The 20324-nt window shown below is 71.2% G+C and carries 21 protein-coding genes; 11 read left to right on the top strand and 10 right to left on the bottom strand.

What is annotated here, in order from left to right; all coding sequences use genetic code 11:
- Positions 1-133: 133 nt before the first annotated feature.
- From AWX74_RS05790 to AWX74_RS05780, 3 genes are all read right to left on the bottom strand, one after another.
- Entirely contained in the window at positions 134-1705 is a 1572-nt protein-coding gene (locus AWX74_RS05790) for a toll/interleukin-1 receptor domain-containing protein (protein WP_091272376.1), read from the bottom strand.
- A 244-nt stretch (positions 1706-1949) separates the two neighbouring features.
- Positions 1950-2441, bottom strand: a complete 492-nt coding sequence (locus tag AWX74_RS05785; protein WP_091272373.1) for a VOC family protein — start codon at positions 2439-2441, stop codon at positions 1950-1952.
- 14 nt (positions 2442-2455) lie between these two features.
- On the bottom strand, positions 2456-2983 hold the full coding sequence (locus AWX74_RS05780; RefSeq protein ID WP_165615481.1) for a nuclear transport factor 2 family protein: 528 nt from the start codon (positions 2981-2983) through the stop codon (positions 2456-2458).
- A 270-nt stretch (positions 2984-3253) separates the two neighbouring features.
- On the opposite strand from AWX74_RS05780, the gene AWX74_RS39840 reads away from it, so the two are divergent.
- The 10 genes from AWX74_RS39840 to AWX74_RS05735 all read left to right on the top strand — a co-directional run bounded on the left by AWX74_RS39840 (position 3254) and on the right by AWX74_RS05735 (position 13822).
- The gene (locus tag AWX74_RS39840; RefSeq protein WP_165615480.1) at positions 3254-4363 is read left to right on the top strand and encodes a hypothetical protein; all 1110 of its coding nucleotides are present in this window, start codon (positions 3254-3256) and stop codon (positions 4361-4363) included.
- Positions 4360-5358, top strand: coding sequence for an alpha/beta fold hydrolase (locus AWX74_RS39835; RefSeq protein ID WP_165615479.1), 999 nt, complete (start codon positions 4360-4362; stop codon positions 5356-5358). Before AWX74_RS39840 ends, AWX74_RS39835 begins: the two co-directional genes overlap by 4 nt.
- Complete coding sequence (locus tag AWX74_RS05770) at positions 5355-6713, top strand: aromatic ring-hydroxylating oxygenase subunit alpha (protein WP_114476364.1); 1359 nt, start codon at positions 5355-5357, stop codon at positions 6711-6713. The genes AWX74_RS39835 and AWX74_RS05770 overlap by 4 nt, the downstream gene beginning before the upstream one ends.
- Positions 6710-7723 carry a VOC family protein gene (locus tag AWX74_RS05765; protein ID WP_165615478.1) on the top strand — a complete coding sequence of 338 codons (1014 nt, stop codon included), beginning with the start codon at positions 6710-6712 and terminating at the stop codon, positions 7721-7723. Before AWX74_RS05770 ends, AWX74_RS05765 begins: the two co-directional genes overlap by 4 nt.
- 56 nt (positions 7724-7779) lie before the next feature.
- Complete coding sequence (locus AWX74_RS05760) at positions 7780-8955, top strand: DMT family transporter (RefSeq protein ID WP_165615477.1); 1176 nt, start codon at positions 7780-7782, stop codon at positions 8953-8955.
- A gap of 2 nt (positions 8956-8957) precedes the next feature.
- On the top strand, positions 8958-10160 hold the full coding sequence (locus AWX74_RS05755) for an aromatic ring-hydroxylating oxygenase subunit alpha (RefSeq protein ID WP_091272360.1): 1203 nt from the start codon (positions 8958-8960) through the stop codon (positions 10158-10160).
- Positions 10161-10296: 136 nt separating this feature from the next.
- A complete protein-coding gene (locus tag AWX74_RS05750) occupies positions 10297-11385 on the top strand; it encodes an ABC transporter substrate-binding protein (protein ID WP_131799409.1) in 1089 nt (362 codons plus the stop codon).
- 172 nt (positions 11386-11557) lie between these two features.
- Complete coding sequence (locus AWX74_RS05745) at positions 11558-12940, top strand: MFS transporter (protein WP_091272356.1); 1383 nt, start codon at positions 11558-11560, stop codon at positions 12938-12940.
- A gap of 40 nt (positions 12941-12980) precedes the next feature.
- A complete protein-coding gene (locus tag AWX74_RS05740) occupies positions 12981-13424 on the top strand; it encodes a YidH family protein (RefSeq protein ID WP_091272354.1) in 444 nt (147 codons plus the stop codon).
- Positions 13421-13822, top strand: a complete 402-nt coding sequence (locus AWX74_RS05735; RefSeq protein WP_091272352.1) for a DUF202 domain-containing protein — start codon at positions 13421-13423, stop codon at positions 13820-13822. The genes AWX74_RS05740 and AWX74_RS05735 overlap by 4 nt, the downstream gene beginning before the upstream one ends.
- 190 nt (positions 13823-14012) lie before the next feature.
- Here AWX74_RS05735 and AWX74_RS05730 read toward each other — a convergent pair whose 3' ends face one another.
- Positions 14013-14696, bottom strand: coding sequence for an alpha-ketoglutarate-dependent dioxygenase AlkB (locus AWX74_RS05730; RefSeq protein WP_091272902.1), 684 nt, complete (start codon positions 14694-14696; stop codon positions 14013-14015).
- 119 nt (positions 14697-14815) lie between these two features.
- On the opposite strand from AWX74_RS05730, the gene AWX74_RS05725 reads away from it, so the two are divergent.
- Positions 14816-15253 carry an NUDIX hydrolase gene (locus AWX74_RS05725; protein WP_091272350.1) on the top strand — a complete coding sequence of 146 codons (438 nt, stop codon included), beginning with the start codon at positions 14816-14818 and terminating at the stop codon, positions 15251-15253.
- A gap of 34 nt (positions 15254-15287) precedes the next feature.
- On the opposite strand, the gene AWX74_RS05720 is transcribed toward AWX74_RS05725, so the two are convergent.
- The 6 genes from AWX74_RS05720 to AWX74_RS05695 form a co-directional block, all read right to left on the bottom strand.
- Complete coding sequence (locus tag AWX74_RS05720; RefSeq protein WP_226930873.1) at positions 15288-16229, bottom strand: ABC transporter permease; 942 nt, start codon at positions 16227-16229, stop codon at positions 15288-15290.
- Positions 16226-17104, bottom strand: a complete 879-nt coding sequence (locus AWX74_RS05715; protein ID WP_091272347.1) for an ABC transporter ATP-binding protein — start codon at positions 17102-17104, stop codon at positions 16226-16228. The genes AWX74_RS05720 and AWX74_RS05715 overlap by 4 nt, the downstream gene beginning before the upstream one ends.
- Entirely contained in the window at positions 17104-18168 is a 1065-nt protein-coding gene (locus tag AWX74_RS05710; protein WP_131799408.1) for an ABC transporter permease, read from the bottom strand. The genes AWX74_RS05715 and AWX74_RS05710 overlap by 1 nt, the downstream gene beginning before the upstream one ends.
- A 125-nt stretch (positions 18169-18293) precedes the next feature.
- Positions 18294-18701 carry a cupin domain-containing protein gene (locus AWX74_RS05705; protein ID WP_091272343.1) on the bottom strand — a complete coding sequence of 136 codons (408 nt, stop codon included), beginning with the start codon at positions 18699-18701 and terminating at the stop codon, positions 18294-18296.
- A complete protein-coding gene (locus AWX74_RS05700; protein ID WP_091272341.1) occupies positions 18694-19215 on the bottom strand; it encodes a RidA family protein in 522 nt (173 codons plus the stop codon). Before AWX74_RS05700 ends, AWX74_RS05705 begins: the two co-directional genes overlap by 8 nt.
- A complete protein-coding gene (locus AWX74_RS05695) occupies positions 19215-20135 on the bottom strand; it encodes a fumarylacetoacetate hydrolase family protein (RefSeq protein ID WP_114476363.1) in 921 nt (306 codons plus the stop codon). Before AWX74_RS05695 ends, AWX74_RS05700 begins: the two co-directional genes overlap by 1 nt.
- Positions 20136-20324: the final 189 nt, after the last annotated feature.

Here is a 20324-nt window from a genome sequence, read left to right as displayed (position 1 = left end):
GCTCCAGACAGCCGCCGGATTGTCTGCGCCGCGGGGAGCGAACGGCTTCCGTTCGCGCCCCGCGGCGCGTCAGAGGCTCCGTGTGTGCCGAAGCCGACTCGGCAGGCGACATTGCGCCCGCCATCGCGGCTTGTCAGCCGATCGACCACAGTCGGGCTGTGCGGTCGGCGGAAACCGTGGCGAGCATCGCTCCGTCTGAGCTGAAGGTGGTACCCCAGGAAACGGGATCCTCGTGGCCTCTGAGGACCATCCGTTCACTGCCGCTGGCGACATCCCACAGGCGCACGGTCGTGTCCTTGGAGGTGGTGGCGAGCAGCGTTCCGTCCGGGGAGAATCTTCCGTTCCAGACGGTGTCGTCGTGGCCCGTGAGAACAGCCCGTTCGCTGCCGGTGGCGACGTCCCACAGCCTCGCGGTCTTGTCCCTGGACGCGGTGGCGAACACCGTGCCGTCCGGTGAGAAGGACCCCCAGGGCACCGGGTCGCTGTGGCGATCGAGAACGGCGTGCGTTCGGCCGGTGGCGACATCCCAGAGCCGAGCCGTCTTGTCCTTGGACGTGGTGGCGAATAGACCGCCGTCCGGGGAGAACTCTCCTGCCCAGACAGGGTCGGTATGGCCGGTGAGAACGGCCCGCTGGCGACCGGTGGCGGCTTCCCATAAACGCGCGGTCGTGTCCTTGGACGTAGTGGCGAGCAATGTACCGTCTGGCGAGAATGTTCCCCAGTACACAGTATTCTTGTGTCCGGCAAGAATGGCCTGTTGCCGGCCGGTGGCCGCGTCCCACAGCCGCGCGGTGCCGTCGGCGGAGGTGCTGGCGATCCGCGTTCCGTCCGGGGAGAACATCACCGACCAGGCCGGCCCCAGGTGGCCGGTGAGAACGACCACCTGGCGGCCGGTGGTGATCTCCCACAGCCGAATGGTTCGGTCCCATGAGGCGGTGGCGAAATGCTCGCCGTTCGGGGAGATGGCGACTGACCACACGGGCTCCGTGTGGCCTTTCAGGACGGCTCGCTGCTGACCACTGGCGACGTCCCAGAGCCGAATGGTCCGGTCTCTGGAAATGGTGACCAGAACAGAGTCGTCCCGGGAGAACGCCGCGCTGTTCAGCTCATGGGTGTGCCCTCGCAGGGTCGCCAGCGGCGTGCCGAACGGATGGCGGGGTGCAGCGCCGGCCGTTTCTCTCAAGGGGGTGGTCCCTGCTTCCGGCGGGGCCTGGCGGGGCAGCTCCGGAAAGCTGGGTGGTGTGCTGGGTTTGGCCCGGCCGGCCAGGCTGTGACCAACCTGGGCGAGCAGGTGGGCCCTGGCTGCTTCGGCGTCCATGCCGAACAGGTCGAACCCGACGACGCCACGCAGCAGGCCTGGCCGGTCGCAGTCCTCGAATCGGATCGGCAACAGACTGCGGGCGAACCCGTCGGGGTCGGCGGCGAGTGCGCTCTGCCACTCGGCTCCGCCGTAGACCGAGACCAGATAGGCCTTGGAAAGCACGACGATTATTCTCCGGGCTCGAGTGACTCCATGCTGGATCCCGGAAATCCAGTTCGACCCGGGGACGAAGTCCCAGGCCTGTATCAGCACCCGGTAGCCGGCCTCTTCGAGGTGCCAGGCAACCCACTCGGCCGCCTGCTGATCGGCGGCCGTGTAGGAGACGAAGAAATCGTACTCCGGTATCCCGTTCTCCGGGCTGCTGCCACCCGAGTTCCGGACCATCTCACCAAACCTTGTGAACGTTCGAGCTGTCCATGGTCGACGTAGGTTACCGGCATGCCCGGATGCCCGTGCAGGCGGTCACGCCAGCGGCCCGAAACGGGCGAGACGTTCTGGGAGTTCTGTGTCACCTGCGCTCGATGTCGATGTGGACTTCGACATCGACTTTCCTTCTCGGGTGTCTGGTGCAGGCGTGTGTGGCCGGGCCAATCCGAGGGCGACCCGGCCAGGAACCGCCAACATGCGCTTACCGCGTATCGCGGGTGGCGGGTCTCGACACGAGTTCGATGAAGGTTCCCCAGGGGAGTAGGGCGTAGATCCATGCCCGGCCGGCGAGCGGGTGGTTCGCGCCCAGAATCTGGGGTTCGCCGAGCACTCTGACACCGGGTTCGGCCGCGAAGGCCGCGGCGGTGGCCGCGACGTCCTCGACCTCGAACGCCAGGTGGTGACCGCCCGGGTCGCAGACGCGGGGCACCGCGCCCGTCAGGTCGGGCGCGCGCCATTCGAACAGTTCGAGGTCGGTGCCGGCCACCCGCAGCACCTCCACCCGGTAGCCGGCGTCGGGATGGGTGCCCAGCTGGCGGGGCAGGAGGGTGCGCGCCTCCACCGCCGCGTCGAGGTCGGCGGGGTAGGTGCGCCGGTAGAGGGGCCGGGCCCCGAGCAGGCGGATGAACAGGGAGCTCGCCGCGTCGAGGTCGGGCACCGTGATCCCGACGTGGTCGACCCGAGCGGTCGCCATGGTCGCCACGGTCGTCAACTCGGCAGGGTCAGTGGGCCGGCCGCCCAGCTGGTCTCGTAGGTGGAGCGGAAGTCCAGCCACAGGCGCAGGTGGGTCATCTTCCACACGCCGCCGCGCCGCTCGAAGTCGTTCTCGTACCGGCCGCCCTGCCAGAAGGCGACGTCCGGGCCGAAGGTGGCGGGCTCGAGGATCTTCCAGCGGCCGACCGCGTGGTCGCCGTCGACGGTGATCGACTCGTTCGTCAGGTAGTGCACGGTGAAGCTCAGGCGTTTCGGGCTGGCTTCGAACATCGCCGCGATGGCCTCGTGGCCGACCCAGCGGCCCTCGGCGAGCGGGCCGACACCTTCCCAGATGCCGTCGGGCCACCAGAGGTCGGCGAGGTCGCGGCCACGCTTGTCGTCGCACCACTGCATGTAGTCGGCCTTGACCTTGCGGATCGCGTCCTGGGATTCCAGCCGGTCGAGCCGGGTCAGTGCGTCGGCGAGCGTCGCCGCGAGGTCGCCGGCGCCGGCGCCGGCCGGGCCTTCCGTCACCTGTGTCATGTGCGTCAGCCTCTCGATGGTCGGGGGAGCAGCTTCGGGTAACCCGGAGCCCGGGCAGTGGTGGTCGTGGCAGTGGCGGTCGCGGCGGGTGCGGCAGCCCCGGCAGGGCGCCAGCCGCGGCGGTGCGGCCGGTGATCGGCTGGCGGCGGGCGCGGGCGATCCGGCTAGCCGGATCGGGCAATTCACGTATGATATATCAAACAGCATTTGCTGGACTCGGCTCCGTCGTGCCAGGCCCTCAGGCCCCACTCCCGTCACCGGAGGTCGCCCATGTCGCTATCCGCACCCACTCCCGTGCCCGTACGCACCACGTTCGCCGACGTGCTCGATCCGATCTCGGGGGAGCGTCGATCGGTCAGCCTCGGCGGTGGGCGTGCGCTGGATCCCCAGGCGCCGGCCGGCCCGAACGACCGGGTGGTGGACGGTTCCGGCTTCTGGCTGCTGCCCGCCGTGTACGACGCCGACGCCCACCTGCCGCTGCTGGAGGTGGGGCTGCGCGAGGTGGACGTCTACGTCGCCCGGCACGGCGGCGTCTCGCACCAGAACGTCGCGCTGCAGTGGCAGGCACTGCGCCACCTGGACCTGCCCGGCATCGTCGCCGAGCTCCGGCAGACGGTGCTGCCGGCGATCACGCCGCTGCTGTCGGTCAACATCGACGACACCGACGACTTCGCGGCCTGGTTCGACAAGCATCTGCCCGAGGTGCGCGACCTGCTCCCGCCGGTGTGCAAGCTCTACACCGCCGACCCGCACTTCGAGCGCCACCTGGACCTCGTCTGGTCGGCGGGCTTGCGAGCCGTCGTCTACTGCTACACCGAGCCGGACTTCGACTGGCTGGTCGCCCACGCCGAGGGGCCGCTGCACGTGCGGCACGCGACGTCCGCGGGGTTCGTCGACCGGGTCCTCGCCAACGCCGGCGCGACCGTGCAGACGAGCCCGCACCTGCTCCACCCGCTGGCACCGGGGCGCCGCGAGGACCTCGTCGTGCTGCCGACCCCGCCCGACGACGCCGAGCGCACCGCGCTGGCGGATGTCTTCCTCGACCGGGTGACGATGCTGGCGACCGACCACAACGCGCTGCCCGTCTCCGGCCCGACCGGCCCGGGCCTGCAGGCCCAGCAGCATCTGCTGCCGCTGCTGCTCTCGCTGTGCGACGTCTACGGCTGGACGCCCGCGCAGCTGTGGCCGAAGGTCACCACCGCCCCGACGGAGGTGTTCGGCACCCGCCATCCGCAGGGCTGGGTGGTGGTCGACCCCGCCCACCGGGAGCAGGTGGCGCCGTGGCCGATGCAGGCCGCGGACCGGGCGGCCTTCGTGGGGCTGACCCTGCCCGGCCGGGTCCTCGCGATCGGCTCCGGCGACCACGCGGAACTGGTTTGACCGACACGCCCGAGACCTCACCCGCCCTGGATGACGCGTTCGGGCTGCTCACGGTCGCGATGACCGCCGGCGCGAAGATCACCCGGCCGGTGCTGGGGGGAGTCCGCACGCGGCTGATCGAGGTCGGGGACCCGGGGCTGCCGATCGTTGTCCTCCTGCACGGCACCGGCGGGCATCTGGAGGCGTTCGCGCACGTGCTCGCCCCGTTCGCGCGCTGGTTCCACTGCGTGGCCTACGACCTGCCCGGCCATGGCTGGTCGGGGCCACCGGCGGCGGCCGACGGTGGCTACGAGGTCCCCGCCTATGTGGACCACCTCGACGCGGTTCTCGACCATGTCGACCAGCTCCGACGGGCCGCCAGCCGTGGCCGTGGCCGTGGCCCGGGTGACGCCCGGGGCCGGGTCGCGCTGGTGGGGGTTTCCCTCGGCGGCTGGATCGCCGCCCGCCACGCCGCCGCCCGCCCCGGGCGGGTCGACGCGCTGGTGCTGGTCGCTCCCGGCGGTGTCCGGGCTGATCCGGCGGTGATGGGCGCGCTGCGTTCGCTGTCGTCCGCCGCGGTCGAGCGGCCCGGCGAGGCGGCGGTGCGGGACCGGCTGGAATGGCTCGTCGCGGATCCGTCCACGGTGACGGACGCGCTGGTCGCGACCCGGCTGCGGCTCTACCGGCAGCCCGGCGCCGCCGAGCGGATGGCGGGGCTGCTGTGCCTGCAGGACCCCGATGTGCGCCGGCGAAACATGATCAGCGATGTCGAGGCCGCGTCGATCGGTGCCGCCACGCTCGTGCTGTGGGGGACGGAGGACCCGACCGGGCCCGCCGAAACCGGTGCCGCGTTCGCCCGCCGGATTCCCGGCGCCCGGTTCGAGGCGCTCACCGACCTGGGCCACTGGCCGCAGTTCGAGGATCCGACCCGTTTCACCGAGGTCAGCGTTCCGTTCCTGCGAACGGCGCTCGCCCCGTCGAGCCCCACCGACAACGGAAAGGTGACTGGTACGTGACCGCTACTTCGGACCCGGCCGCGGGAATCGCACCCACGGGGCGGTCAACCGGGCGGGCAACCGGGCGTCCCGGAGCGCGTCCCGCGGCGCCGGACGATCTGCGTCCGCTGGTCGCCGGGCTGGTCGGCGAGCTCGCGGCGTCCGCCGGGCCGGTCGAGACGGCGATCACCCCGCCGCCGGCCTGCTACACCTCGCCGCTGTTCTTCGAGGCCGAGCGGGACGCCGTGTTCGGCCGCTCGTGGCTGTACCTGTGCCACGTCAGCGAGCTACCGGCGGCCGGTGACCACCTCGCTGTCACGGTGGCCGGTGAGCCACTGGTCGTCACCCGCGGTGAGGACGATGCGATCCGGGTGCTCTCCGCACTGTGCCGGCATCGCTCGTATCCGCTGGTCGTCGAGGACGGCAACTCCCGGCAGCTGCGCTGCCCGTACCACTACTGGGCCTATGGCCTGGACGGCTGCCTGGTGGCGGCGCCCACGATGGAGCCGGGGCACCCCCTCGCCGAGCTGCGGCGCACCGCGAACCTGCCGTCGTTCCCGGTGGAGATCTTCCACGGCTTCGTCTTCACCCACCTGGGAGGCCTGGGCAGCCCGGATGGTCCGGGCAGCCCCGGCAGCGAGCCGCCGCCGCTGGCGCCGACGCTCGCCGCACTCGACGCGGAGCTGGCCGGCTACCGCACCGAGGATCTCGTGGTCGGGCATCGGCTGACGCTGCCGGACCTGCCCTGGAACTGGAAGAACATGCTGGAGAACGCGCTGGAGGCCTACCACACGAGCTTCCTGCACGCCGGCTACCACGACGCGGCCCCGGCCCGCCTCGTGCGGTTCCTCGGCTTCGACCCGGCCACCGACGGCGCGATCCTGCGGCACGCCGGCCTCGTCCGGCCGGACGGCGGTTTTCTCACCGACGACGGCACGGCGGCCTTCCCGATCCTGCCGTACCTGCGGGACGAGCAGCGCGGACGCATTCTCTACACCGCTGTTCCGCCCCTCATGTTCGCCTCGCTCAAGCCCGACAGTGCCATGATCATGCGAATTCTGCCGGACGCGGTGGACCGGATGACGCTGACCGTGACCTGGCTCTTTCCGCCGGCCACGGTGGCCGCCCCGACGTTCGCCGCGGCGATGGCCCGCCAGCTCGCCTTCTTCGACATCGTCAACGGCCAGGACATGGCCGCCAACGAGCGGATGTACCGGGGCCTGCGGGCCCGCGGCGCCGTTCGTGGCCCGTACTCGCCCCAGGAGGCCACGTTGCCGCAGTTCAACGCATGGCTGCTGCGGCAGATGACGTCCTGGCTCGCCGACGGGCAACAGAATCCCGCCGATGGTCACCAGGGCATGGACGGTGCGGCGTGACCGGGACGGCGTTCACCGGGACGAGCCTCGTGGACGGGGCGCTACCGCCGCGGCGACTCGCCCACGTCAACCTGTTCGTCGCCGATCTCGCCGCGTCACTGGACTTCTACACCCGGATCTGCGGCCTGGAGCTCGTCTTCTCCGAACCGGGCATCGGCGCCTGCTTTCTCAGCAACGGACACAGCCACCACGACCTCGCCCTCATGCAGGTCTCGGAGGAGGCCCGGGTCGGGCGGGACGGGCACGTCCAGGTCTCCCGGGGCCGGGGCCGCGCCCCCGGGCTGAACCACCTGGGCTGGGAGATGGCGAGTGAGGCCGACCTCGTCGCGACGATCGGCGCGTTGGGGACGGCGGGGGTGCGGCTGCACCGCACCGTCGACCACCAGATCTCGCGCAGCGCCTACCTGTTCGATCCGGACGGGAGCTACCACGAGCTGTACGCGGACGCCGCCACGGACTGGCGCGAGATCTACCGGGCGAACGAGAACCAGCTGATCACCGGAGGCTGGGATCCGCATGCGGCCGCCGCGGACCCGATCCCGCGCTGGGAGGCCGCGCCGGTGACCGCGCGAGTGGACTCCGCCGCGCTGCATCCGGTCCGCACAGCCTGGGCGGCGCTGCGGGTCACCGACGTCGGCCGCGCCGAGCGTTTCTTCCGCGCTGTCCTGGGCCTGCGGCCGCTCACCGGGAGCGCCGTGGCGCTGCCGGGGTCGGGGTCGGGGGCGCTGCCGGGGCAGGTGGTGCTCGGCGGGTCGGCCGGTCGGCCCGATCTGACGCTGCGCCCGGCCGGCGGTCTCCCGCCGGGCCTCGACGCATTCGTGCTGAGCGTCGACAGCGTGGACGAACTCAGCCGCGGCCGGCGCAGACTGGCCGCGAGCGGCACGCCCTTCCAGGAAGGCACGGGCGACACGCCTACGCGCACCCTGGAACTGCACGACCCGGATGGCAACCGGGTCGTGTTCGCCGTGGTGGAACAGAAGGAACACTTCCTGGAACAGTCCGTTACCTGACCGCAATCCGGCCTGTGCGCACTTCATATATGTTCCAACGTGTGTGGGGTGCGAAGGTGCAAAGGGGAGGGAAGGCGGCGACGCGTTCCCTCCGTGCAGCGCCACCACCGCTCATCCTGCTCGTCTCGGCGGGCTTCTTCGCGTCGTCCATCCTGCCCGCCCAGTGGGCGGTCCGGGATCTGCGTCCCGCCGCGGCGGTGGCGGTCAGATTCGTCGTCGCGACCGCCCTGGTCGGGCTGGCGCTGGCAGTCGCGGCCTGGCGGCGCACAGCCGCGATGGGGGCCGCGGCCGGCGCGGAGATGCTCGGCGGTGCCAGTGGTGCCAGTGGTGCCAGTGGTGCCAGCGCCGGTGCCGCCGCTGGTCCCGTCACCAGCGGCGGGCAGAAGGTGCTCACCCGCCTGCTGGTGACGGGATCGGTGCTGGCGGGCGGCGTCAACACGGTGGGATTCGTCCTGCAGAACTCGGCGCTCGACCGCGCCGAGGCCGGCACCGTCGCGTTTCTGTCGAGCATGTCCGTCGTGGTCGTCCCGGTGCTGTTGGCGCTCGTGTCGCGGCACTGGCCGGCCGGGCGTCGGATCGCCGGTGTGGCGCTCGCCGTCGCCGGCAGCTTCGTGCTCACCGGCGCGGAGCTGGACCTGGGCGCCGGTGAGGCCCTGGCGCTGCTGTCGGCCGTGGGTGGAAGCCTGCATGTGATGGCGACCAGCCATTTCGCGCCACTGCTGCGCGGGCCGTGGTTCAACCTCGGCCAGCTCGGCGTCGTCGCGTTGCTGGCCTCGCTTACCACCGCCGTCGTCGGTGTCGGCGCGGTGACCTGGCCGGCGCTGCTCGCCGCGGGCTACACCGGCGTCGCGCAGGCCGTGGGGCTGTCCCTGCAGGTCATGGCCCAGCGTCGGCTGGACGGCGGCCAGGCCGTCATGATCCTCACGACGATCCCCGTGATGACCACGGTGGCCGCCTGGCTGGTGGTCGGTGACCCGCTCACCGCCGCCGTGGTGGGTGGCGGCGTGCTCATCGTCGCCGGGGTGGCGGTCTCCGAATGCGGGGCACCGCTGTGGCCGCCGGGCCGAATCGCGTCCTCCTTCCCCAACAGTTTCCCAGCTCGTTTTTCCGCCCGTTCTCCGTCCCGTCACCCCTGCCCGCCGAATCCCGTATTTCCGCTCAGTCAGCCAACCAGCGGACCAGCGGCGCCCGCCGCCCTCGATGCTCCGGTGGCTCTGGCAGGTGAGGAGTAGCCGTGAACGTCGTGACGCCACAGGTCAGCGAGATCCTGTCCGAGATCCGGGCCTCCACCGGTGATTTCCGCACCGCACGGACCATGCCGCCGGAGGTCTACACCTCGGAGGAGTTCTTCCGCTTCGAATGGGAGTCGGTCTTCGCCCGGGAATGGCTCTGCCTGGGGCATGTCAGCCAGATTCCCGAGATCGGTGACTACTTCGCCATCAACGTCGGCCCGGAGCCGCTCATCGTGACCCGCGCCGAGGACGGCGAGGTGCGGGTGCTGTCGGCGATCTGCCAGCACCGGGGCTATCCGATCATCGAGGCCGGCGAGACCGGAAACGCGAAGCGGCTGCGGTGCCCCTACCATTTCTGGTCCTATGAGCTCGACGGTAGGCTCGCGACGGCACCGGAGATGACCCGGACCTGCCCGCTCGCCGAGCTGAAGGACGAGACCGCGCTGCCGGCGCTGAAGGTGGAGCTGTTCGGCGGCTTCATCTTCGCCACCATGAATCCCGAGCAGCCACCGCTCGGGCCGACCCTGGACAAGCTCGCCCCCGAAATGGAGGCGTTCGACACGGTCAACCTCAGGGCGGTGAAGACCGTCGACTACCCCAACCAGCCGTGGAACTGGAAGGGAATGCACGAGAACGCGCTGGAGCCGTACCACACCCTGTTCGTCCACGCGGGATATCACGACGTCGCACCCGCGCAGAACGCCACGTTCATGGAGTGGGACGACAACGACGGCCAGGTGATGCACCCGACCGCCTTCCGGAAGATGGACGCGGCGTTCACGCCGAGCGGCCAGCCGATACTTCCGATCATCGCCGGCCTGGACGAGACCCGCCGCAGCCGGGTCATGTTCGCGTCCATTCCGCCGGTGGTCTTCTTCGCCTTCAGCCCGGACCAGGTCTTCGTCTTCCTGGTGCTCCCGGAGTCGGCCGAGTCGATGACGCTGCGCGTCACCTGGCTGTTCCCGGAGAGCTCCATCAAGGAACCGACGTTCGAATGGGCGCTGGACGTCCAGAACACCATCAACGGTGTCATCAACGAGCAGGATTTCGTCACCAACCGCCGGATGCAGCTCGGGCAGCGCTCCCGGTACGCCAAGCGTGGCCGCTACAGCCATCTGGAGTCGACGCTGCCGCAGTTCAACAGCTGGCTGGTGAAGCGCTACGAGGCCTACCTGGAACAGGCCGGCGAGCGCAGCGCGGTGTAGTCAGCCCCGCTTCTGGCAGGCCCGCCCCCGTTTTCAGCGCTGCGATGGGGGACGTCCGCCTACAGGCAATGCATCATATATTGTCCCGACTGGATGGGTTGTTCGGTGAGGGCGCCCATCTGCGAAACGGAGTGTCGTGAAGTCTTCCCGTTACCTGGGCGTGGCGCTGGCCGGCGCGCTGGCCTTCAGCGCGGCGAGCGCCTGTTCCTCGGATGACGACAGCAGCGAGGGCGCCAGCTCGTCCGGCGCCAAGCTCACCGACGTCAAGATGGTCCTGAGCTGGCTGCCCGGCGCCGACAACGTCGGATTCCTCGCCGCCAAGGAGCTCGGCTACTACTCCGACCTCGGCCTCAACGTCGACATCCAGGCCGGTGGCCCGGACGTGAACGCCGAGCAACTCGTCGGATCCGGCGCGGCCCAGTTCTCCGCGGACGCGTTCACCAACGTGCTGACCGCCAACGACGCCGGCACCAAGCTGGTCTCGCTCGCCCAGCTCACCGAGCACTCGGCGATCCGCCTGGTCTCCCGGAAGGAGGACAACATCACCTCCCCGGACGACTGGAAGGGCAAGAAGATCGGCATCTTCTCCAGCGTCAACTCGTTCTACGCCTCGCTCGCCAAGCACGGGCTGAACCAGGACACCGACGTGAACCTCGTCGAGCAGGGCGCGGACATGTCCGCGTTCCTCTCCGGTGAGCTCGACATGGCCTCGGGCTACTCGTACAACGAGGTCGGCCAGGTCATCGCCGGCGGTGTGCCCGCCTCCGACCTCAACGTGTACTCCTACGAGGACGACGACACCGCGACCCTGGAGATGCAGATCTTCGCCGACTCCGCCTACACGGCGAAGAACCCGGACACCGCGGCCGCCTTCGTCGCCGCCTCGCTGAAGGGCTGGGCATACTGCCGCGACAACGCGGACGAATGCGCCAAGCTCCCCGGAAAATACGGCTCGGTCACCCCGGTCGACTTCATGACCTGGAGTGTCAACGAGTACAACAAGGTGCTCTGGCCGGCCGCCGCCTCCCAGGGCGAGATGGGCGTCATGAACGCCGACAGGTTCGAGGCGACCGCGAAGATCCTGCTCGACAACGACGTCATCAGGACCGCCCCGGAGGTGAGCTCGCTCATCAGGTCCGACGTCTACGACGACGCCGTCGACCTGCTGGGTCCGGACGTCGACCTGAAGGGCTCCTCCTACACCCCGCTCGACGTCGAGCCCTGATCTCCTCTCGGCCCCGGGCAGCGGTGTTCCGTCCCTGACCGGCGATCCGAAGGTCCGTGTCACGGCTCGCCGGCCGTGACACGGACCTTCGGAACCGCCACGGCCACGGCCGCGTCCGCCACCCGGCCCGACTCGGACTCCATCCCCCTCCGACTCCATCCCCCGGGAAGTCATGGCCAACGGTTGGCCGGGCAGGCTCGCCCGCACGTTCTCCGCGGACCTGCGTCCGCTGCGCCAGTCCGTCGCGTTCCGCCGATTCTGGCTCGCGGAGGGCATCGGCCTCACCGGCACCCAGGTCGTCCTCACGACCGCCCTGCTGGAGATCTACGCCGACACGGACTCCGCGTTCGCCGTCGGACTGACCGGCGCGGCGACGTTCGTTCCGCTGCTGGTCTTCGGCATCGTCGGCGGCGCCGTGGCCGACGCGTTCGACCGCCGGGTCGTCGTCCTGTTCACCTCCGCGGGGATGGCGCTTACCCCGGCCCTGCTCACATTGCAGGCCGTCCTGGACGCACCCGTCGGTGTCCTGTTCGCGCTGATGGGTCTGCAGGCGGCGCTGTCGGCGATCGACGCGCCGGCCCGTCAGACGTTCGCGGCCCGGCTGCTGCCCCCCGACCAGCTGCCGGCCGTCGGCGCACTCGAAGGCGTGACCACGACCGTGGCGATGACCGGCGGGCCACTGCTCGCCGGCGTCCTCGTCGCCGGCGCGGGCTATGGGACGTCCTACGCGGTGGTCGTCGTCTCCTATGCCGCGATCTTCGCCGCGACCTGGCTGCTGCCCCCGATGCGGCCGGAAGGCGGTGGCACCCACGCGGGGCTGCGCAGCGTCGTCGACGGGCTGCGCTTCCTGCGGGGACGTCCCGTGCTCGCGATGACCTTCCTGGTCGACATCAACGCCATGCTGTTCGGAATGCCCCGGGTGCTGTTCGCGGTGCTCGCCGTCGAACAGTTCCACGCCGGCCCGCGGACCACCGGCCTGCTCTACGCGGCGATGGCCGTCGGCGGCACGATCGTCGCGGTGACCGGCGGCTGGCTGTCCCGGGTGAGCCGTCAGGGCCTGGTGGTGGCCGTGTCCATCGCCGTCTGGGGCGCGGCCATCGCCCTGTCAGGCCTGGTCGGGACGCTGCCGCTGGCTTTGCTGCTGCTCGCGGTCGCGGGTGGCGCCGACACGGTCTCCGCCGTGTTGCGCACGACAATCCTGCGGGTCGCCGCCCCGGACGCCGTCCGTGGCCGGATGGCGGGCCTGTTCATGGTGACGGTCACCGCCGGGCCCAGCCTCGGTGACCTGGAGTCCGGCCTGGTCGCCGGGTTCACCTCGGCCCAGTTCAGCGTCGTCGCCGGTGGCGTGGCCTGCCTGGTCGGCCTCGCCGTGCTGCTCGCGGCGATGCCGTCCTTCCTGCGGTACCGCGGCACCGAGCCCGCCGAGCCCGCCGAACCCGCCGAACCCGCCGAGGACGCTGAGGACGCCGACTCCTTCGGGTTGTCGGTCGGCATGTCGGCGCACATCCCCGGGGAGGTGGCCACCGGCGCGGGACCGGCCCGGACGGGTGGGTGACCGGCCGGGCCGCTCACCTTGCGGACAGTACGGTGGGCCGGTGGGCAGCGACGACGACGATGCGGACGCCCGCCGCCCGGGAAACCGCTGGGTGTCGGCCGTGCGCGCCTGGTGGCGCCGCCCGGCGGACATCGGCCAGGTCGGGCAGGATCCGGACGTGCGTTTCAGCCTCGCGAACGAACGTACGTTCCTAGCCTGGCTGCGGACCTCGCTCGCCCTGCTCGCGGGCGGTGTGGCCGTGGTGCAGGTCGTGCCCGACTTCAGCTTCTCCGGCGCCCGGCACATACTGGGCGTGCCGCTCATCCTGCTCAGCATCGCCGTCGCCGCGACCAGCTACCGCCGGTGGGCGCTCGTCGAGAAGGCGATGCGCGAACGGAGATCGCTGCCCGTGTCGGGGCTGCCGCGTGTGCTCGCGGCCGGCGTGGCGGCGCTGAGCCTGGTCGCGCTGATCTTCGTGCTGGTGGCCGGCAAAGGCCCTCAGTGAGCACCGGCTCAGGCGATGCGGGGCCGAGGGGCGATTCCAGCCGCGGCTGCGCGGAACCGGAACGTGGGGACGTCCCGACAGCGCCGGATCTGCTCGCGGGGGAGACCCAGCCGGAACGGACCTACCTTGCCTGGCGTCGGACCGGGTTGGCCTTCCTCGGACTGGCCGCGCTGCTCATGCACAACCCCGAGGACTACGGCGGCGGCCCACTGGGCTGGGCCGCCGCGGCGGCGGCGACCGCCGGCGGCGTGACGGCGTGGTTGACCGCCTCACGGCGCTACCACCAGGGCATGGTCGACCCCACGGGCCGCTGGGTGCACCCGGGACGGGCTCTTCCGCTTCTGACCCTGGCCGCGGTGGTGTGCGGGCTGCTGGCCCTCGCCCTCGTCGCCAGCTGAGCCGGTGCGCCTGGCAAGCGCGCTCTACGGTGGCGAGGAGCGTGCACCCTGCCGGCAAGGCTCCAGCATGCTGGCGCATATCGGCCCGCTGTGTGGTGGTGCGCGATCCCCGGCGGGTGGAATGTCCGTTCTACCGGCGGCGGCGAGCGCCTTCGGCGAGGGCACCTGGACCAGCGGTGCCCCCTCACTGTCAGCGCACATTGCGGGGACGGAACTGGGCGCTCAGCCGGGGGCCGATGGGGCGGGTGGTCTTCGGCACGGCGTGATCCCAGGTGCGCTGGCAGCTGCCGCCCATGACGAGCAGATCGCCGTGGCCGAGCGTGAGCCGGATCGTCGCGCTCGTCGCCGCGCCCGTAGCTGTGTTCGTGGCCGCAGGCCCACCGGGGCGCGGCCGTAGCAACAGGGCGCGGGGAGCGCCGAGAACGAGGATCGCCACCATCGTGTCGTGGCTGGAACCACGGCCGATCCGGTCGCCGTGCCAGGCGACGCTGTCGCGACCATCCCGGTAAAAAGCCAGGCCGAGTGTCGCGAACGGCTCACCCAGCTCCGGGGCGTAGTGCATGTCGAGCGCACGCCTGGCAGCGACGAGTGCCGGGTCGGGCAGAGGCTGACCCTCCTCGTAGAAGGACAGCAGCCGGGGGATGTCGACCGTCCGGTCGTACATCGGGCGGCGTTCGGCGCGCCAGGGAACCCGGGCGCACAGGCGCTCGAACAGTGAGTCGGCACCGGTGACCCAGCGGCGGCGCAGGTCGACCCACGCGCCGGCGGCCAGCTCGTGGCGGCGCAGGCCCTCGCGCAGTGGCTCCACGACGGCATCGGCCTGCCCGTCGGGCAGCACGTCGAGCAGCGACGCCTGGAACGGAGCTGCCCTCACTCTCCCGACGATACCAAACACATGTTCGATCGCGGTCCCGGTGGACGGCGCGGAATGCTCCCGAGCGCGCACATGAAAGTATCCGCGGGGGCCGGGACCGGCCGGACGAAGGAGCGATGATGGGCAACGAGCCGGAACCGGACGAACCTCTGGTGCGCGCCGCCGGGGGAGTGGTGTGGCGCGCCGTGCCCGGCGGGGTGGAGATCGTGGTCGTCCACCGGCCGCGGCACGAGGACTGGTCGCTGCCGAAGGGGAAGCTGGACGATGGGGAGACCTGGCTCGCGGCCGCCGTCCGCGAGGTCGCGGAGGAGACCGGTCTCGATGTGGAGGTCGGTGAGTCCCTCGGCGACGTGACGTACGAGGTCGAGCGGCACGGCATCAGGAGTCCCAAGATCGTGCGCTACTGGGCGCTGCGGGCGACCGGCGGCACGTTCGTCCCCAACGAGGAGGTGGACGAGCTGCGCTGGCTGTCGCTCGAGGCGGCGGCCGGGCTGCTCAGCTACGGCCTGGACCGCGAGGTGGTGGACCGGTTCCGCAGCCGACAGGCCGCCGGCTGACCGCTCGCCGGCCCGAGCTGCCCGGCGCGGTTGGTCAGCCGCGGCGGGCCCGGGACGGATGCCAGCGCAGCAGCAGCCGGTCGGCGAGCGCGACCAGGGCGAACAGCGCGACGGCGAAGAGGAAGGCGGTCATCGCCGCGCCCCACAGGTCGGCGACCTTGGACTGCACCGCTGCCGTCTTGATGTAGGTGCCGAGCGTGTTGCGCTCGCCGCCGAAGTACTCGCCGATGATGGCGACGGAGAACGCGCTGGGCAGCGCGACCCGGACGCCGCTGATGAAGTAGGGCAGCGCGGAGGGCAGGAACAGCGAGAGCACCGACCGCCAGCGCGGCATCGCGCACGCGCGGAACATCTCCGCGAGCCCGGCGTCGGTCGCCTTCAGCCCGGTCAGCGTGTACGTGAGCATGATCGGTGTGGTGCCCACGGCGACGACGAACACCCGCGACGCCGGCTGCAGTCCGAAGAAGACGTTCGACAGTGGGATCACGGCCACGACCGGCAGGGCGAGCAGGGCCGCGCTGTAGGCCCGCGCCAGCTCGGAGAGCAGCTTCGACCGGAAGGTCGCCACCGCGACGGCGACGCCGACGGCAACGCCGAAGGCCAGCCCCTGCACGGCCTCGCGCAGCGTGCGGAAGCCGTATTCGAGGTAGACGTCCGGCTTCTCGGCGAACGCGTCCCAGATCGCGGACGGCTTGGCCAGCACGAACGGCCTGACGTCGAACGCCTCGATCGCGAGCTCCCACAGCACGAGCAGCACCGCGATCACAGCCGCCGGAACCGCGACGGTGACCGCCGCGCTCAGGATCCGCCGGCCCGCGGACCGCCCGCGACCGGTGCGAGCCGGGAGCGGTGCCTCGCCCGTTCCGCCGACCGTGCCGTCGATGCCGGTCTGCGGGGTGCCGGTCTGCGGGGTGCCGGTCTGCGGGGTGCCGGTCTGCGCGGTGCCGGTGGGGTGGGTGCTGGTCGTGGTGCTCAAAGGTCACGCCCCATCACGTCGAACAGTGCGTCGCGGACCTCGGTGACGGCCTCGAAGAACTCCGGTATCCGGGAGGTCTCGGCGGTGCGCTCGTCGGGCAGCGTGATGTCGATCGTGCGGTCGATCCGTCCCGGGCGGCGGCCCATCACCACGACCTGGGTGGAGAGCAGGACGGCCTCGGGGATGCTGTGGGTGACGAACACGATCGTCTTCGCGGTGCGCCGCCACAGTCCGTGCAGGTCGAGGTTGAGCCGGTCACGGGTGATCTCGTCGAGGGCGCCGAACGGCTCGTCCATCAGCACGATCGGTGGCTCGGTGACGAGCGAGCGGGCGATCGCGACGCGCTGCGCCATGCCGCCGGAGAGCTCGGCCGGGTACTGGTTCACCGCCGCCGCCAGGCCGACGCGGTCGAGCTCGGCCAGTGCCCGCTCACGGCGCTCGGCCCGCCCGACCTTCATCGCCTCGAGTGGCAGCTCGACGTTGCGCCGCACCGACCGCCAGGCGCACAGGTTCGCGGCCTGGAACACGAAGCCGATCTCGTGGGCCTGCCGGGCCTGCGAGACCGGATGTCCGCCGGTGCGGACCTCGCCGCGGCTGGGCCGGGCGAGGTCGCCCATCATCCGCAGCATCGTCGACTTCCCGCAGCCGGATGCACCGATCACCGAGACGAACGAGCCGGCCGGGATCCGGAACGAGACGTCCCGCAGCACGGGTGCCGACGGATCGCCGAACCACTTCCAGATTCCGCGCAGCTCGATGGCGCCGCGCTCGTCACCGGCTGTGCCCGTGAGGGCGCCGGATGTGGGCGCGGGTGTGGCAGGGACGGCGGGTGCCGGTGCGGGTGCGGCCGGTGCGGCGGTGGTTGTCCTCGGCATCAGTGGTCTCCGGTCGGCAGGCTGGATGTCCGCAGGGCGAGTTTCGCCAGGCGGGTGAAGATCGCCTGGGCGAGGTAGACCGTGACGAGCCCGCCGACCGCGGTGGTGATCGCGGCGCACCACAGAGCGGCGGGCTCGAAGTTGTAGAACTGCGCCGAGGAGAGCACCAGTACGGCCATCCCCTCGGTGGACCCGGCGGGCAGCTCGGCGACGACGGCGCCGACCACCGCGAGCGCGGCGGCAGTGTGCACGGCGGCGTTGGCCTGGGTGAGCGCGCTGGGCAGCTCCAGGCTGCGGAAGACCTGCCAGCGGCCGGCACCGAAGCTGGCGAAGACCCGGCGGGCCTCCGCGGGGATGTCCTCGATGCCGCGCGCGACGCTCACTGCGATCGGGAAGAACGAGCACAGCGCGGCGAGCACCGCCTTCGACACCCAGGAATGCCCGAGCCAGATGATCAGAGCGGGCGCGATCGCGACCACGGGCAGGGTCTGCGTCAGGACGAGCAGCGGGCGGATGCTGCGCCCGAACGTCGCGTACCTGGCGGTCAGGATGCCGAGCGCGCCGCCGGCGACGATGCCGATCGCCAGCCCGACGAACGCCTCCTGGATGGTCGTGCCGAGGTTGGTGAGCAGCAGCCGCAGCTCGCCCTCGCCGGTGCTGCCCTCCGAGGCGAAGTAGCTCAGGACCTGCCAGGTGTGGGGGAGCCGGGCGTCCTCGGTGCTGGTGAGAGCCTTGAGCAGCTCCCACAGGGCGGCGAGGACGATGATCGGAGCGACGGCGAGTATTGTCCGGTAGCCCACCGTGATGAGCGTTGCCCGGAGGTGGCCGCGAGGTCCCGCCGTGGCGGCCAGAGCGCCTGTACCGGCCACAGCGCCCGTACCGGCCTCGGTGTACGGGCTGCCGGTGGGCGGCGGGCCTGCGGTGGGCGGCGGGCTTTTGGTGGCTGACGGCCCGGTGGGCGGCGGGCCTGTGGGCGGCGGGGTTCCCGTGGGTGGGGGAACCGGCGCGGAGGGGGATGCCCCCCGCGCCGTGGAGCTCGCGGTGACTGCGGGCGTCCGCGACACGAGACCTCCTTCACGATGTTTCATATATGATCCGGGTGCAGAGTTTCCGGATCGTTGCCTGTTCGTGAAGAAAGTCCGATCTGCTGGACGGGTCGTGATGCGGTGACAGGACGCCCGCACGACGGCTACTCGAGGTTCACCACCCGCGGCTGGTCGGCGTTGCGCACCACCACGCACAGGCACGGACCCGTTCCGCGGTTCTCCTCGCGATGACGCAGACCACCCGGAATCGCGGTGATCTCGCCGGCCCGCGCGGTGAACTCGTCCGTCCCGCCGTCCCCGCGCTCGACCAGGAAGGTCATCTCGCCGCGGACCAGGTAGACGATGGTGGTCTGGCCGTCGTGATGGTGCAGCGTCGAGGCATGGCCGGCGGGCAGCTCACTGATCCCCAGCCACATGCCGCCCTCCGACAGGGCGCTGCCCCTGGCGAGGCCCCCGGAGCCGCCGGCCGCGGCGGCGGAGTTGTCGGCCTCGAGGCCTCCTGAGACCACCCGGCAGCCGCTGGGAAACTCGGTGACGACCGGCTCAGGCATCGGTGCTCGCCTGGGCCGGGGCGCCTGGCCCGGTCGTGGCCGGCCCGGGGGAGTCCGGAGCGACGGCGAGTGCCTCGATCTCGATGAGGAACTCGGGCCGAACCAGGCGGGACACCACGAGCAGGGTGTTCCCCGGGAAGACCCCGTCGGGGAACCAGTCCGCGAAGACGGTCTCGCGCACCCGGTAGAAGTCGTCGATCAGGTCGGCACTCACCAGATAGGTCGTCATCTTGAGCAGGTCCGTCGGGGCCGCGCCGGCGCTGGCCAGCACGGACCGCAGGTTGCCCAGGACGGTGCGCATCTGGGTGTCGAAGTCGCCCACGCCGACCGAGACGCCGTCCGGGGTGACGCTGAGCTGCCCGCTCACGCAGACGAGCTGGTGGTCCCGGGGTGCGCGCACGGCGTGGCTGTACAGCCCGAGCGAGGGCAGCCCGACGGTGACGGCGTCCACGGGGCGATGGGCCGGCACCGCGACGGGCGGAGTCTGCTCGGCGGTGGCGCTGTCGACGCTCATCACACGCTGACCTTTCGTGCGGTGGGGGCGGAGGAGGCGGTGGGAGCGGAGGTGAGGGAGATGGCGGCGCCGGTGGTCACGGGGGTGCGCGCCCCGGCCCGGACGACGTTGCGCAGGAGACCGACCCCGGTGACCTCGGTCTCGACGATGTCGCCGTCGGCGAGGAACTCCGGGGGCGTGCGGGTGAAGCCGACGCCGGCGGGTGTGCCCGTGCTGATGACGTCCCCGGGCAGCAGCGCGGTCGTCGCGGAGATCACCGAGATCTGGGTGGCGACATCGAAGATCATGTCGGCGGTGACCGCGCGCTGCTTGGCGACGCCGTTCACCCGCAGCTCGACGACGGTGTCCGCGGGGAGGGCGCCGTCGGCGAACTCGTCGGCGGTGACCAGCCAGGGCCCGACCGGGGTGGCCGCGTCGACGTTCTTGCCCAGGTGCCACTGCTGGTGACGGCGCTGGATGTCACGCGCGGTGATGTCGTTGACGACCGTGTAGGCGAAGACGTGCTCGAGTGCGCGCGCCACCGGGATGTCCCGGCCGCCGGTGCCGATCACGACACCGAGCTCGCCCTCCCAGTCGAACTCCGGCGACACCGCCGGGTCGAGCGGAAGCTCGTCGTACGGGCCGCACAGTGCCGAGACCGTCTTGAAGAAGATGATCGGATGCGGCGGCACCGTGGCGGAGAACGCCTCGGCGGACTCCTGCTGGTGGGCTGTGTAGTTGATGCCGGTGCAGAACACCCCGCGGCAGTGTCCCGAGACGGGCGCGAGCAGGGTGGTGTGGGCCGGGTCGAGCCGGCGTCCGGTCGCGGTCGGCGCCGCTCCGGCGATGAGCTCGGTGAGCGTCTCGGCGATCTCGACGAGTCCGTCGCCCTCGACGAGCGCCCAGCGTTCCGGTTCCGCGCCGATCCTGGCGAGCCTCACAGACGGACCTCCTGGCGAAGACGGTGGGGGAAGGCGATGGCAGAAGCGGTGGTGCGCGATGGGCTCGAACGGCGTCAACGGCGATGTCGCGCACGATGTACCCGATGGCGATGCATCATATAATATGTGCTGGTCGGATCGATCCACGGCTTCGTCCGAACGACTTCGCCGCCTCGACTCGCGGTGCTG

Source organism: Parafrankia irregularis, assembly GCF_001536285.1.
In the GTDB taxonomy this organism is placed as follows: Bacteria; Actinomycetota; Actinomycetes; order Frankiales; family Frankiaceae; genus Parafrankia; species Parafrankia irregularis.
The sequence above is the reverse complement of the archived record's forward strand: the minus strand, read 5'-3'. Positions and strand labels throughout refer to the sequence as shown.